Raw genomic sequence first — 13,697 nt, 5'->3', positions numbered from 1 at the left:
GGTCCCGTCAGCGGACACCGAGCGCCTTGAGGGCCTTGAGTGCTCCGGTGAGGAGTGCGGCCCAGGTCTCGGGGGAGATGCGGCTCGGCGGGGTGAAGCCCTGGACGCGCTGGTGGGCGATGGTCTGGGGTTCGGTGTACTTGAGGATGCCCTCGGCCCCGTGGCGGCGGCCGAGTCCGGAGTCGCCCATGCCGCCCATGGGGGCGTCGACGCTGCCCCAAGCGGCCGCGAACGCCTCGTTGACGTTGACGGTCCCGGCGTGGACGCGGGCGGCGACGGCCCGGCCGCGCCTGCCGTCGCGCGACCAGACGCTGGCATTGAGGCCGTACGCGGTGGCGTTCGCCTGCTCCACGGCGTCGTCGACGTCCTGGAAGGTGTAGACGGAGACGACCGGCCCGAAGGTCTCGTGGGAATGCAGGGTCATGTCCGGGGTGACGTCGGTGAGCACGGTCGGCTCGTAGAAGAGCGGGCCGAGGTCGGGGCGCGCCCTGCCCCCGGCGAGCACGGTGGCGCCCTTGGCGACGGCGTCGTCGACATGCTCGGTGACGGTTTTCAGCTGGGCGGGCGTGGTGAGGCTCCCGACGTCGACGCCGTAGTCGTACGCGGCACCGATCGCGAGCTTCCGGGTGCGGGCGAGGAACGCGTCGAGGAAGCGGTCCCGGACCGAATCGGCCACGTAAAGGCGCTCCACGGAGACGCACAGCTGTCCGGCGGAGGGGAAGCAGGCCGCGACGGCGCCCGCGGCCGCCTTCTCGATGTCGGCGTCGTCCAGGACGATCATGGGGTTCTTGCCGCCGAGTTCCAGGGACGCGCCGATCAGGCGCCTGCCGGCGTCGCTCGCGATCTGCCGTCCGGTGGCGGTGGAGCCGGTGAACATCATGTAGTCGGCGTTGTCCATCAGCGCGCCGCCGATGGAGCTCCCCCTGCCGGTCACCATCTGCCAGACGTTCTCGGGCAGCCCGGCCTCGTACATGAGCTCCATCGACCACAGCGCGGTGAGCGCCGTCTGGGTGTCGGGCTTCTGGAGGACCGCGTTGCCTGCCGCCAGAGCGGCGATGGTGTCGCTCGCGGCCATGCTCAGCGGGTAGTTCCACGGCGAGACGACCGCGACGACGCCCTTGGGGTGGCGCACCTCCGTGGCATGCGTGAGCAGCGGGAACGCGCCGCGCCGGCGCTTGGGGGCGAGGTATTTGGCGGCGTTCCGGGCGTAGTAGCGGGAGACGATGCCGATGTCGACGACTTCCAGGAAGGCGTCGCGGCGGGTCTTGCCGTTCTCGGCCTGCATCAGGTCGAGAACCTCTTCCTGCCGGGCCAGGACCAGGTCGTGGTAGCGCAGCAGAATCTTCCCGCGCTCGGCGACCGGGGTGGCGGCCCAGGTCTTCTGGGCCGTCCGGGCGCGGGCGAAGGCGTCCTCGACGTCCGCGGGGGTGGAGACGGGCAGGTCGGCCAGGGGGACGCCGGTGTAGGGGGCGCTGGTGGTGACCCGTGCGGCGTCGGGCGCCGCCGAGACGCGGCCGGCGAGGCGCTGGAGCACGTGCGGGGTGAGCGTCGCGGGGAGGCGGGGTCCGCGGGCGGTGGCGGGGCGGGCCTGTGCGGTGGCCATGGCGGGGGGGCTCCTTCGTTGCGTGGGCCGGTCCGGTTACTTGTGCCGGCTCCGGACCGAGGTGGGCACCGGCATGTGCAGGGCGGCCTGGCCCTCGGTCATCACGTCGAACTGGATGATCCGCTTGGGCCTCAGCGACCGCAGGTCGTCGGACATCCGGCCCTCGCCGAGGCGGAGGGCGATGCCACGGGCACTGCGCGTCGTGCCGGCGCTCAGCACGTTGGTCTGGTTCAGGGTGGAGTGCCAGGCGCCGTCGATCGTCGTGTACGAGGTCAGCGAGCCGACGCGCTCGCCGCTCGGGTACGACTTCTGGGCGGGGGTGTCCGCGGTGAGGGACAGGTCGATTCCGCCGGAGGGGTCGGCCACGCGCGCGGTCGTCCGGGTCCGGTCGATGTCGACGTCGAGACCGGTCACCCACTTGGGGAAGCCGTAGCCGTCGTGGCCGCGGACCTGGGCGATGTCCGAACTCACCGGCAGGGAGAGGACGTAGGAATCGAGGCTCTCGTTCTTCAGGCCGGAGACGAGGTCGAAGAACCCGAGCCCGCCGTGGCGCGCGGGTTTCACGGCGATCCCCACGGCGGCCTCGGTGTAGAAGTCGATGTCGCACACGTCGTAGCGGAAGAACATGACCGAGACCAGGCCGAGACCGGGGACGATCTCCAGCGGCGACAGCTCTTCGGGCAGCCGGTCGCGGATCGCGCGGGACGACGCCGCCATCGTGAGCCGGGCGGTCGAGATCGCGTAGTAGAAGTTCGGGGTGAGCGTGGGCCCGACCGGTGAGTCGACCCGGATCTTGGGGAGCTTGCGGAAGAAGTCCACCCCGCCGACGCGCGGGTCCCGGGCGATCAGGTCGAGGTCGGGGTTCATCCGGTAGCTGTCGTACAGGCCCCCCTGGGGCACAAGGACCTCGCGGCCTCCCAGGTCGACGGCCACGGTGTCCTGCTGCGGGGCGGACGGAGACATGACGGTCCTCCTCACTCTCATGTAAGCGGCGTACACATAACCGTACGACCCAATGTGAGCACCGTCAACAATGGAGGGAGCGAGCTGCCCGGCATTCCGTTTCCGGGCCCGGATCACCTAGGATGTATGCACCATTTACATCGATTGCGCGCTGTGGACGCACCGGAAGACCGAGAAGGACCCATGGCACAGACCAGCACGTACCATCACGGCGATCTGCGCGCCGCCTGTCTGCGGGCGGCCCGTGAGCTGCTGGAGGAGGACGGCAGCGCGGCCCTGTCCATGCGCGCGGTCGCACGCCGGGCCGGCGTCTCGGCCACGGCCCCCTACCGCCACTACGCGGACCGCGAGGCGCTCGTCTCGGCGGTCGCCGCGGAGGGGTACCGCGAACTCGCCGGGTCACTGGCGGCAGCCCACCCCGCCCCGTCGACGCCGGACGACATGGCGGCCGTCGCCGTCGCCTACGTGCGGTTCGCCCTGGAGCACCCGGCCCTCTTCCGGGCGATGTTCGCCGAGCCGTGCGACCCGGCCAGCGAGGAGCGGGTCGCCGCGACGGCCGCCATCTCCGAGTACGTGCGCGGCATCGTGCGCGCCGCCTTCCCGGGCACCGACCCGGAGGCCCTGTCGACCACGGTGTGGGCCCTGGTCCACGGACTGGCGTTCCTGCACCTGGACGGCAAGCTGGACGCCTCCACACCCGAGGTGGTCGCCGCCCGGGTGACCGCCGCCGTCCAGGCTCTGTTCACGGCCTCCCCCGCACTCGAAGCGGCGGCCGACACCCGCTGACGCCAGGGCGTGTCCGCAAAGTCCCGTCGTACGCCCGAAGGGCGTGGCCTGCGACGTCCGGTGCATCCCCAAGTTCTCGGCTTCGCTCGAACAGGGGAGACCCCACTCCTCGGTGCGCCGGCCGACATCCCTCGTACTGGACGTACTTGGGATTTCGGCCGGTGCGGCGAGAGTGCGTGCCAGGCGTCGCGGGCCAGACGGGACTTTGCGGACACGCCCTGAACTTGTTGTTTAACCCCACCTGGCTCTGCAGATGACTGCTGACAGCAGTAATGGATGCGTTAGGGCCAAACTGTGATGGCGACGGCGGTTGGGATGAGAATGCCCGTGAAGGAGAGGAGCCAGTAGCGGAGTGCGGTGAGTTGAGTTCGGCGGGCGAGAGGACGGTTGGCGATCCACCAGAGGACGGCGCTCGCAGCGATCATGGGGCCGAAGAAGAGAAGTGCCGCATTCGGACTGTCGTCATGCTCGTTGTTCGGAATTCTTGTCGTCAGCCCCATGCCGGCGAGCGGCCAGTTCGACAGCAGAAACCAGAGCATCAGCATGGGCACGATGGCTGGTATGCCCAGTAGTAGATTGATGCCGAGTGGTGTGTACCAACGTCTGGTCATGGTCCCCCTCGATCCTGGACTGCGACGTCATCGCGGCCCCCTCCACTGCAAGCCCGCACCGCCGCTCAAATCTCAGCGACACCCCTCCACCCAACCACAGACGATGTCCGCACTCACCGACAACAACTGTCAACTCTCAGCGACAGATCCGCGCCGGGGTTTGGTGCCGGCCTTGTGGTGGGCGGGGCGGCGGCGAGGAAGCCCGGATGGCTGGGGGCACCCCAGGTGCGACGGAGGGTGGCGTGCAGGTTCCGGCCCGAGGCGTCGGTGAAGGTGCCGCCGGTGGTCTCGAAGAAGTCGTACGAGGCGAGGTTGCCCCGCCCGGCGGCGGTTTCGGGTGCGCGCCGGGACTGGAGGGAGGTGATCTCGGCCGCCGTCAGCGCCCGGGACCAGAGGTTGAACTCGTCGAATGCGCCCGCGAACACGGGGTCGGAGGCGAAGTGGGAGCGGCCGAGCCAGTGGTCGGCGAGGGCGCCGAGGGCGGCCGGGTCGAGGCTCATCGAGGTGTTGCGGGCGACAGCCGTGCCGTTGACGTACAGGGTGCCGGTGTTGCCGCCGAGGGTGACGGCGAGGTGGCTCCACTGGTTCAGGGGCAGCGCGGCGGTTCCGGTGAGCGACTGTTCGCCGGCCGGGCCGTTGGTGGTGATCGCGAACCGGGGAAGGCCCTTCGCGTCGCGGGCCGCGAGGTACAGGTAGCGGGTGGTGTCGTTGCCGAAGTCGGCGACCCGGGCCCAGTTGTCCGCGTGGGTGGGCCTGATCCAGGCGGAGAGGGTGAGCGCGGCTCCGGTGCCGAGGACGGTCTTGGGCAGGTCCACGTACTGGTAGGAGCCGCGGACGTTGTTTTGCCCGGTGCCGAACTTTCCGGGGACGGCGAGCATGCGGGGCTCGCGGCTCAGCGCCTCGTGTACGTCGGTCAGCGCGCCGACCACGGTGCGGATCTTGTCCGCGTACGCGGTGTCTCCGGTGCTCGCGTACGCCTGGGAGAGCATGGTGAGGAAGTGGCCGGTGTAGTGGCCGCGCAGGTTGCCGTTGGCCTCGCCGTCCAGCCCTTCCCAGCCGCCGGGTGCGACGGCGTCGCCGGTGGCGAGGCCGGCGTTGACGCGGAAGACCTGGAGCAGCCGGTCCACGTCGTAGCCGCGGGCGTGGTCGAGCATCAACTGCCGCTTCTCGGCGAAGAGTCCGGTGCCGAGTGCGACGTCCTGGAGGGCGAAGGGGCGGACCGTCCAGGCGGACGGCACCGGGATGGCCGGGGCGGCCGCCGCGAGGGGTGCGGCGGCCGCCGGCGTGGGGAGGGCGGTACCGATGGCGGGTGCGGCCGCCGTGAACACCGCTGCTTGCAGCAGGGTGCGCCGGGAGGGTGCTGGGCTCATGGGTGTGCGCTCCTCGTCTCGTCGTCGGATGAGGGTGGTGCTCCGGTGGGGCGGATGCGCAGTTCCTCGGTGTTCACGGACGGGCGTCCTCGCAGGACGGACTACCGGGGCTGCCGCACGATGACGCGCTGGAGGACGATGAAGGCCAGCAGCAGGGCGCCGATGACGATCTTGGTCCACCAGGAGCTGAGGGTGCCCTCGAAGGAGATCAGCGCCTGTACGGTGCCGAGGACCAGCACGCCCGCCATCGAGCCGGCCACATAGCCGACCCCGCCGGCCAGCAGGGTGCCGCCGATGACGACAGCGGCGATGACGTCCAGCTCCATGCCGACCGCGTGCAGGCCGTAGCCGGAGAGCATGTACAGCGCGAACAGCAGGCCGCCCAGGGCCGAGCAGAAGCCGCTCACCGCGTAGACGCCCACCTTGGCCCTCGTGGTGGGCAGCCCCATCAGCCGCGCCGAGGTCTCGCTGCCGCCGACCGCGTACACCGTGCGGCCGAAGCGGGTGAGGTGGAGGACGTACACCGCCGCGGCCACCACGGCCAGGGCGACGAGCACGCTGTAGGTGACCGTGACGTCGCCGGGCAGTTCGATCGTGCCGGTGGCGAAGTCGCGGAAGGCCGGGTCGTCGATGGACACCGACTCGACGCTGATGAGGAAGCACAGCCCCCGGGCCAGGAACATCCCCGCCAGGGTGACGATGAACGGCTGCACGTCGAAGTAGTGGATGACCAGGCCCATCAGCAGGCCGAGGACCGTTCCGGCCACGAGGACGGCGAGTACGGACAGCAGGGGCGGCCAGCCCGCCCGGAGGGTGGACGCGGCGATCATGGTGGACAGCGCGGCGACGGCGCCCACGGAGAGGTCGATGCCGCCGGTGAGGATGACGAAGGTCATGCCCACGGCGAGCACGATGAGGAAGGCGTTGTCGATGAAGAGGTTCGCCACCACCTGCCCGGAGGCGAAGTCCTGGTAGCGCACCGAGCCGACCCCGAAGGTCACCGCGAACACCACGAGGGTCGCGACGACGGGCAGGAAGCGCTGGGGAAGGCGCGGTCGTAGGGACGCGAGGGCCGATGTGCTCATCCGGCGGCCACCTTCTGGGATCGGGGAGCGGTTGCGGGGGTCCTGCGCCGGCCGCCGATGATCCGCGCCGTGCGCGGTGACTGGAGCAGGCACACGGTGATCACCACGACGGCCTTGAACAGCAGGGTCACGTTGGTCGGCACACCGATGGTGTAGACCGTGGTGGTCAGGGTCTGGATCACGAGCGCGCCGACGAGGGTGCCGCCCAGGGAGTAGCGGCCGCCGGCGAGCGAGGTGCCGCCGATCACGACCGCCAGGATGGCGTCCATCTCGATCCACAGGCCCGCGTTGTTGGCGTCCGCGGCGCTGACGTTGGAGCTGATCATCAGGCCGGCCACGCCCGCGCAGAACGCGGCGAACACGTACACGGTCCAGGTGATCGTGCGGGAGCGCACACCGGCCAGCTTGCTGGCCTCGGGGTTGGCGCCCACCGCCTCGATCAGCATCCCGAGGGCGGTGCGGCGGGTCAGCAGGGCGACCCCGCCGAGGACCGCGAGGCTGATCAGGATGGCGATCGGCAGGACGAGGAAGCCCGCGCCGATCTGCCGGTACGCCGAACTGTCGACGGTGACGATCTGACCCTCCGTGAGCAGCATCGCGCCGCCGCGTCCGGCCGTCATGAGGACGAGGGTGGCGATGATCGGCTGGATGCCGAGTACGGAGACCAGGAAGCCGTTCCACAGCCCGAGCAGCACGCACACGGCCAGGGCGAGGAGGACCGCGGTCGGGACGTCCCCGCCGTCGGCGATCCAGGTGCAGCCGATGGCCCCGGCGATGGCGGCGACCGCGCCCACGGAGAGGTCGATGCCGCGGGTGGCGATCACCAGGGTCATGCCCACCGCGATGAGCATGGTCGGGGCGCCGTTGCGCAGGATGTCGACGAGGCTGCCGTACAGGTGGCCGTCCTGGATGCGCAGTGCCAGGAAGGAGTGCGTGAAGACGACGTTGAGCAGGATGAGGCCGGCGAGTGCGATCAGCGGCCAGAGCAGACGTCCGCGGATCACGAGGCCACCGCCACTTCGCCGTGGGCGTCGGCCGCGATGGCCGACATGACGGAGTCCACGGAGATGTCCCCGCCGGACAGCTCGGCCACCTTGTGCCGGTCCCGCAGGACCACGACCCGGTCGGACACCCGTACCACCTCCTCCAGTTCGGCGGAGATGAACAGCACCGCCATGCCCTCGGCCGCCAGTTCGGCGACCACCTTCTGAATCTGTGCCTTGGCTCCGACGTCGATCCCGCGGGTGGGCTCGTCGAGGATGAGGAGCCGGGGCCGGGTCACGAGCCAGCGGGCCAGCAGCACCTTCTGCTGGTTGCCGCCCGACAGGTTCCCCATCACGGCGTCGGGGTCGGCGGGGCGGATGTCGAGGCGCTCGATGTACTCGGCGACCATCGCCTCGGCGGTGCGGCGGGGCACGGGCCGCGCCCAGCCCCGGGACGCCTGGGTGGCGAGGATCAGGTTGTCGCGGACGCTCAGGTCGGCGACGACGCCCTCGGCCTTGCGGTCCTCGGAGCAGAAGGCGACGCCCTTGGCGATGAGCGAGCGCGGCCCCCGGGGCCGGACCGTCTCCCCGTCGACGGAGAGTGTGCCCTTGTCGGCGCGGTCGGCACCGCACAGCAGCCGGGCGAGCTCGGTCCGGCCGGAGCCCAGCAGGCCGGCGAGGCCCACGACCTCGCCCTCGTGGATCTCCAGGTCGAACGGCTCGATCGCGCCGGTCCGGCCGAGGCCGCGGGCGACCAGGACCGGGGCGCTGCCCGGTGCCCGTTCCTCGAAGCGGCGCTCGACCTCGGAGAGGACGCCGAGCTCGCGGCCCAGCATCGCCGACACGAGGCCCATGCGGTCGAGGTCCCTGGGCAGGTACTCCCCCACGAGCGTGCCGTTGCGCAGCACGGTCATCCGGTCCGACAGCTCGTAGACCTGGTCGAGGAAGTGCGAGACGAACAGGATCGCCACGCCTTCGTCGCGCAGCACCCGGACGATCCGGAACAGCTCCTCGACCTCGTCGCTGTCGAGGCTGGAGGTCGGCTCGTCCAGGACGAGCACCCGGGCGTCCACCACCAGCGCACGGGCTATCGCCACCAGTTGCTGCACGGCGATGGAGTGGCTGCTCAGTACGGATGCCGGGTCGATGGTCAGACCGATCCGGGCCAGGAGTTCCGCGGCGCGTGCCCGCATGGCCCGGCCGTCGATGGCGCCCAGCCTGCGCGGTTCGTGGCCGAGCAGGATGTTCTCGGCCACCGACAGGTTCGGGCAGAGGTTGACCTCCTGGTAGACGGTGCTGATCCCGGCGTCCTGCGCCTGGCCGGGGGTGGTGAACTCGACCGGCTCGTCCTTCAGCCGGATGGTTCCGGCCGTCGGCCGGTAGACCCCGGTGAGGGCCTTGATCAGGGTGGACTTGCCCGCGCCGTTCTCGCCCATGAGGGCGTGCACCTCACCGGGGAACAGGCGGAAGTCGACGCCCGCGAGCGCCTTGATGCCGGCGAACTCGACGGTGATGCCGCGCATGTCGACGACCGGGCTGTCGCCGGCCGCTGGGGAATCGGTCATGACCCGTGCTTTCGTCAAGGGGGGAGCGGCCCCGCCACCCGTCCCGGCGGCGGGGCCGCGGCGCCTGTCAGTACTTCCGGTCCTTGAGGACCTTGGCCGCCTGCTCCGAGGTGAAGGCGGTCTCTTCGGTGACCACGCGCTCCGGCACCTTCTCGCCCTTGACGACCTTCTTCGCCAGGTCCATCAGCTGGTCGCCGAGGAGCGGGTTGCACTCGACGATGTAGTTGATCTCGCCGTCCGCCAGGGCCTGCATGCCGGCCTTGACCGCATCCACCGTGATGATCTTGATGTCGGTGCCGGGCTTCTTGCCGGCCGCCTTGATCGCCTCGATGGCGCCGAGGCCCATGTCGTCGTTGTGGGCGTACACGACGTTGATGTCGGGGTGCGACTTCAGCAGCGCCTCCATGACCTGCTTGCCGCCAGCCCGGGTGAAGTCACCGCTCTGCGAGGCCACGATCCTGATGTCGGACTTGCCGGCGATGGCCTCCTTGAAGCCCTTCTGCCGGTCGATGGCCGGGGCGGCGCCGGTGGTGCCCTGGATCTCGGCGACCTTGGCGGGGCCGTCGGTGTTCTCGGTCAGCCACTTGCCGGCCTTGCGGCCCTCCTCGACGAAGTCGGAGCCGAGGAAGGTCTTGTACAGCGAGGTGTCCGAGGAGTCGACGGCCCGGTCCGTGAGGATGACCGGGATCTTCGCGCGCTTGGCCTCCAGCAGGACGGCGTCCCAGCCGGTCTCGACGACCGGACTGAAGGCGATCACGTCGACCTTCTGCTGGATGTAGGAGCGGATGGCCTTGATCTGGTTCTCCTGCTTCTGCTGCGCGTCGGAGAACTTCAGCTCGATGCCGGCGCTCTTGGCGGACTCGCGCACCGACTTGGTGTTGGCGGTACGCCAGCCGCTCTCCGCGCCCACCTGGGCGAAACCCATGACCAGCTTGTCGCCGCCGGAACCCTTGGACCCGCCGCCGTCGCCGCTCCCGCAGGCCGTCAGCGTGGCCAGCGCCAGGGCGCAGCCGATCATGGCAATTTTCTTGAACACAGCGTCGTCCTCCATCGTGAACCGTGCGTCCCTGCCACCGACCTCGTGCGATCGGGGGCCACGGGCGTCAACAGTGAGCGCTAACATTTACCGCGTCAACCCCTGGGGAAACCACAATTCGGCATCGGGACGGACTTGTTGTGGTCCAGAGTGTTAGCGCTCACTATGGGTCTGCGCAGGACGGGCACCGGGCGACGGCCACCGCATCGCGGGGCCGTACCTCGGCCGGGGCGTAGATTGAACGTTCAATGCGGATCACCCGTGTCCCCGGCCGGCAGCCGGAGCGGGGAGGTCACCGTCAGGAGGAGATGGGTGTGGAGGACGCCACGGCGACGAGTCCAGTGGTGCGGGAACCCGCGATGACCGATGTCGCGCGGCTCGCGGGCGTGTCCCATCAGACGGTGTCCCGGGTGCTCAACAGCCACCCCAACGTGCGTGAACAGACCCGCCTGAGGGTGCTCGCGGCCGTCAAGGAGCTGGGCTACCGGCCCAACCGCGCGGCGCGCGCCCTGGTGACCGGGCGGTCCCAGCTGATCGGCGTCATCGCCCAGAACTCCACGCTCTACGGCCCCTCCTCGCTCCTCGCCGCATTCGAGATCGCCGCCGCCCGCCAGGGCTTCGCGGTCAGCGTGCACCGGGTGCCCGAGCTGGGCCCGGCCTCGATCACCGCCGCCGTCGAGCGCCACCGCGACGAGCGGGTGGCCGGCATCGTGGTCATCGCGCCCACGGCCTCGGCGGACGAAGCGCTGGCCGGGGTGCCCGCCGAGGTCCCCCTGGTCACGATCGACGGCGACCCCGAGCGCGGCGCGCCGATGGTGGCCGTCGACCAGGAGCACGGCGCCCACCAGGCCACCAAGCACCTGCTGGAGGCGGGCCACGAGACGGTGTGGCACATCTCCGGCCCGCCGGACTGGTTCGACGCGGCCGGCCGCATCCAGGGGTGGCGCCGGGCGCTCCAGGAGGCCGGCGCGGAGGTGCCGCCGATCAGCACGGGCGACTGGACCGCCGCCTCCGGGTACCGCGCGGGGCAGATGCTGGCGCGGATGCCCGAGGTCACCGCTGTGTTCGCCGCCAACGACCACCAGGCCCTCGGCGCCCTGCGGGCCATGACCGAGCGGGGGCGTTCCGTCCCGGAGCAGGTCAGCATCGTCGGCTTCGACGACGTGCCGGAGTCGGCGTACTACTCGCCGCCGCTGACGACCGTGCGCCAGGACTTCGGCGCGGTGGCCACCACCACGCTCGACCTCCTGCTCGGCCTGATGAACGGCGCCGAGACGAAGGGCGCCCAGCCCGTCATCACCCCGGAGCTCGTCCGGCGCGAGAGCGTGCGGGCACCCCTCGGCGACTGACCCGTACCACCCGCGCTCACATCAATCCGTGCCGCGCGTATTGATGTGAGCGCGAACATCCTTCCATACTGACGGGGCTCCGAGGCCCGGGGTACACCCCTGGGCGGGCTCGCACGCCCCAACCCTCTTCCACGTCGCCTCCCCAGCGTTGCAAGGAAGAGGTGCCAGCCGCACCCCGGTCTCGCCATGCCCCACGCCCACCCGGCACAGGGGACATCTCCGCCTGCTAGAACTGTTATCGCTAACGATCTGCTGGTGAGCTCGGCTTTCGCATCCCATCGAACGCGTTCTCTCTCCCACCTTCGAGATCAGGAGAACCGATGCGTCACCGAGGACGAGTACTCGCACTTCTGCCGGCTCTCTTCGCCGCCACCCTCCAGCCCTCACCGGCCCGGGCGGCGCGCCCCGCCCCTGCCCACCGGGGCCCACTCGCTGGAGTCGCTCAACTTCCCGGGCCGGTACGTCCGCCAGGCGACGGCCTGGCCGGCATCGCCCCCGTCACGTCGGCCTCCGGGACCCAGGACAAGAACTCCTGGGCGGACAACTCGGCCTGGCGCCCGCCGTGGTGGCCAGGAACGGCCGCTACTACCTGTACTTCAGCGGTGGGGCCGCCACCGGACACCGGGAAGCATCTCGGCGTCGCCGTCTCCGACTCCCCCACCGGCCCGTTCCACGACGCGCCGGGCAAACCGCTCATCAGGTCCGGCTCCTACGCGGGCCAGGCCATCGACCCCATGGTGTTCACCGACACCGACGGGCGGTCCTACCTCTACTGGGGCAACGGCTCCGCCCACGTCGTGCCGCTCAACGCCGGCATGACCTCGTTCGACCCGGCCGCCGTGCGCACGATCACGCCCAGCGGCTACCGCAAGGCGTCGTTCGTGTTCGAGCGCGACGGCGTCTACTACTTCATGTGGTCCGAGAACGACACCCGGGACGAGAACTACCAGGTCGCCTACGCCACCGGTACGTCCCCGCTCGGCCCGTTCACCCGGCGCGGCGTCATCCTGCACAAGCGGCTGGAGGACGGTATCAAGGGCACCGGCCACCACTCCGTCGTCAAGGCACCGGACTCCGACACCTGGTACATCGCGTACCACCGCTTCGCCGTGCCGGCCGGCAACGGGACCAACCGTGAAGTCGCTCTGGACCGGCTGACGTTCGCCGCCGACGGCTCCATCAACCCGGTCGTGCCGACGCTCTGGGCCCCCGAGGCCCCCGAGGCCCCCGAGGCCCCCAAAGATCCGCGAGCTCCGGACCGGCGCCGTACAGCGCGCCGGTCCGCCGCCCCGCCCTGCTCTGCGGACCATCCGCCGATCCGGCAAAGGAGTCCGTCCATGAACGTGCGCGTACCTGAACGACGGCACCGCCGCCTTCGCGCAGTCCTCGACGTTCCGGCGGGTCGCCGGGCTGGCCGACACCGCCCAGTCGTCCTTCCAGTCGTACGACGCACCCGAGCGGTACCTCCGGCACTACGCGTTCCAGCTGCGGCTCGACCCCGTCGCGGACGTCACCGGGCACGGCGACGCCACGTTCGACGTCGTGCAATGACCGGTGCCCGGGCCGTGCACACGGTGTGCGGGGCCCGGGCACGGGAGTTGTGCGGTGCGGCGTTACGCGGCTCCGGGGTTGCCGTAGTAGGCGCCCGGGCCGTGCTTGCGGGTGAAGTGGCGGTCCAGCAGGTGCTGCGGGGGTTCGACCGTGCCGAGGGCGATGGTGTGCAGGGCCATCTCCGCGACGGCCTCGCAGATGATGGCGTGCTCAAGGGACTTGGTGGCGTCGGCGCCCCAGGTGAAGGGGCCGTGGTGGGCGACCAGGGCGCCGGGCACCTCGCTCGCCCGGGTGTCGTCGCCCTCCAGGAGGTCCACGATCACCTGCCCGGTGTTGTACTCGTAGTCCTCGGCGCACTGCTCGGGCGTGAGGGCGGCCGTGACGGGGACCGGTCCGTTGAAGGTGTCGGCGTGGGTCGTGCCGAGCACGGGTATCGCGCGCCGGGCCTGGGCGAAGGCGACGGCGTGGGTGGAGTGGGTGTGGGTCACCCCGCCGATCGAGGGGAACGCCAGGTAGAGGCTGCGATGGGTCTCGGTGTCGGTGGACGGACGCAGCCGGCCCTCCACGACGCTCCCGTCGGCCAGTGAGACGACGACGAGGTCGTCGGGACCCAGCGCGTCGTAGGAGACCCCCGACGGCTTGATCACGAAGACCCCGGCCTCCCGGTCGACGCCGCTCACGTTGCCCCAGGTGAGGGTGGCGAGCCCGGCCCGGGGGATGCGGAGGTTGGCTTCGAGCACTTCCCGGCGCAGCTCTTTCGATACGGTCCCGGCCACGGTGGGCTCCGTCCTGGTG

10 protein-coding genes and 3 pseudogenes are annotated in these 13,697 nt (G+C 70.6%); 4 read left to right on the top strand and 9 right to left on the bottom strand.

Translation table 11 applies throughout. The annotated features are described in order from the left end of the window. Window positions 1–7: 7 nt before the first annotated feature. Complete coding sequence (locus BLW14_RS27520) at window positions 8–1,603, bottom strand: succinic semialdehyde dehydrogenase (protein ID WP_093709827.1); 1,596 nt, start codon at window positions 1,601–1,603, stop codon at window positions 8–10. Between the two features lie 36 nt (window positions 1,604–1,639). Then, the gene (locus BLW14_RS27515) at window positions 1,640–2,566 is read right to left on the bottom strand and encodes an acetoacetate decarboxylase family protein (protein WP_093709826.1); all 927 of its coding nucleotides are present in this window, start codon (window positions 2,564–2,566) and stop codon (window positions 1,640–1,642) included. A gap of 183 nt (window positions 2,567–2,749) precedes the next feature. Between BLW14_RS27515 and BLW14_RS27510 the strand changes: the two genes are divergently transcribed. Continuing rightward, window positions 2,750–3,352, top strand: a complete 603-nt coding sequence (locus tag BLW14_RS27510) for a TetR/AcrR family transcriptional regulator (protein WP_093709825.1) — start codon at window positions 2,750–2,752, stop codon at window positions 3,350–3,352. 281 nt (window positions 3,353–3,633) lie between these two features. Here the strand turns inward: BLW14_RS27510 and BLW14_RS27500 are convergent, their stop codons facing one another. From BLW14_RS27500 to BLW14_RS27475, 6 genes and pseudogenes are all read right to left on the bottom strand, one after another. Continuing rightward, window positions 3,634–3,963, bottom strand: a complete 330-nt coding sequence (locus BLW14_RS27500; protein WP_093709824.1) for a hypothetical protein — start codon at window positions 3,961–3,963, stop codon at window positions 3,634–3,636. A 176-nt stretch (window positions 3,964–4,139) separates the two neighbouring features. Then, a pseudogene (locus tag BLW14_RS27495) lies at window positions 4,140–5,333 on the bottom strand (LamG-like jellyroll fold domain-containing protein); the annotation flags it as partial. 101 nt (window positions 5,334–5,434) lie between these two features. Next, on the bottom strand, window positions 5,435–6,418 hold the full coding sequence (yjfF, locus tag BLW14_RS27490; protein ID WP_093709823.1) for a galactofuranose ABC transporter, permease protein YjfF: 984 nt from the start codon (window positions 6,416–6,418) through the stop codon (window positions 5,435–5,437). Next, complete coding sequence (locus tag BLW14_RS27485; RefSeq protein ID WP_093709822.1) at window positions 6,415–7,422, bottom strand: ABC transporter permease; 1,008 nt, start codon at window positions 7,420–7,422, stop codon at window positions 6,415–6,417. Before BLW14_RS27485 ends, yjfF begins: the two co-directional genes overlap by 4 nt. Then, complete coding sequence (locus BLW14_RS27480; RefSeq protein WP_093709821.1) at window positions 7,419–8,966, bottom strand: sugar ABC transporter ATP-binding protein; 1,548 nt, start codon at window positions 8,964–8,966, stop codon at window positions 7,419–7,421. Before BLW14_RS27480 ends, BLW14_RS27485 begins: the two co-directional genes overlap by 4 nt. A gap of 67 nt (window positions 8,967–9,033) precedes the next feature. Then, window positions 9,034–9,984, bottom strand: coding sequence for an ABC transporter substrate-binding protein (locus BLW14_RS27475; RefSeq protein WP_093709820.1), 951 nt, complete (start codon window positions 9,982–9,984; stop codon window positions 9,034–9,036). 266 nt (window positions 9,985–10,250) lie between these two features. Between BLW14_RS27475 and BLW14_RS27470 the strand changes: the two genes are divergently transcribed. The 3 genes and pseudogenes from BLW14_RS27470 to BLW14_RS27460 form a co-directional block, all read left to right on the top strand. Beyond that, window positions 10,251–11,351 (top strand): LacI family DNA-binding transcriptional regulator, encoded by a 1,101-nt coding sequence (locus BLW14_RS27470; RefSeq protein WP_093709819.1) that lies wholly within the window; start codon window positions 10,251–10,253, stop codon window positions 11,349–11,351. A gap of 320 nt (window positions 11,352–11,671) precedes the next feature. Further along, a pseudogene (locus BLW14_RS27465) lies at window positions 11,672–12,517 on the top strand (family 43 glycosylhydrolase); the annotation flags it as partial. A 190-nt stretch (window positions 12,518–12,707) separates the two neighbouring features. Further along, window positions 12,708–12,902, top strand: a pseudogene (locus tag BLW14_RS27460) (AbfB domain-containing protein); the annotation flags it as partial. A 62-nt stretch (window positions 12,903–12,964) separates the two neighbouring features. Here the strand turns inward: BLW14_RS27460 and araD are convergent. Continuing rightward, on the bottom strand, window positions 12,965–13,678 hold the full coding sequence (araD, locus tag BLW14_RS27455; protein WP_177154113.1) for an L-ribulose-5-phosphate 4-epimerase AraD: 714 nt from the start codon (window positions 13,676–13,678) through the stop codon (window positions 12,965–12,967). Window positions 13,679–13,697: the final 19 nt, after the last annotated feature.

It is taken from the genome of Streptomyces sp. 2131.1 (genome assembly GCF_900105515.1).
Lineage (GTDB): Bacteria > Actinomycetota > Actinomycetes > Streptomycetales > Streptomycetaceae > Streptomyces > Streptomyces drozdowiczii.
This window is presented reverse-complemented; position numbering and strand designations above follow the sequence as displayed.

Coding starts and splice junctions, on each gene's coding strand:
- BLW14_RS27520 (WP_093709827.1), bottom strand. CDS start 1,603: ATGGCCACCGCACAGGCCCGCCCCGCCACCGCCCGCGGACCCCGCCTC.
- BLW14_RS27515 (WP_093709826.1), bottom strand. CDS start 2,566: ATGTCTCCGTCCGCCCCGCAGCAGGACACCGTGGCCGTCGACCTGGGA.
- BLW14_RS27510 (WP_093709825.1), top strand. CDS start 2,750: ATGGCACAGACCAGCACGTACCATCACGGCGATCTGCGCGCCGCCTGT.
- BLW14_RS27500 (WP_093709824.1), bottom strand. CDS start 3,963: ATGACCAGACGTTGGTACACACCACTCGGCATCAATCTACTACTGGGC.
- yjfF (WP_093709823.1), bottom strand. CDS start 6,418: ATGAGCACATCGGCCCTCGCGTCCCTACGACCGCGCCTTCCCCAGCGC.
- BLW14_RS27480 (WP_093709821.1), bottom strand. CDS start 8,966: ATGACCGATTCCCCAGCGGCCGGCGACAGCCCGGTCGTCGACATGCGC.
- BLW14_RS27475 (WP_093709820.1), bottom strand. CDS start 9,984: ATGATCGGCTGCGCCCTGGCGCTGGCCACGCTGACGGCCTGCGGGAGC.
- BLW14_RS27470 (WP_093709819.1), top strand. CDS start 10,251: ATGCGGATCACCCGTGTCCCCGGCCGGCAGCCGGAGCGGGGAGGTCAC.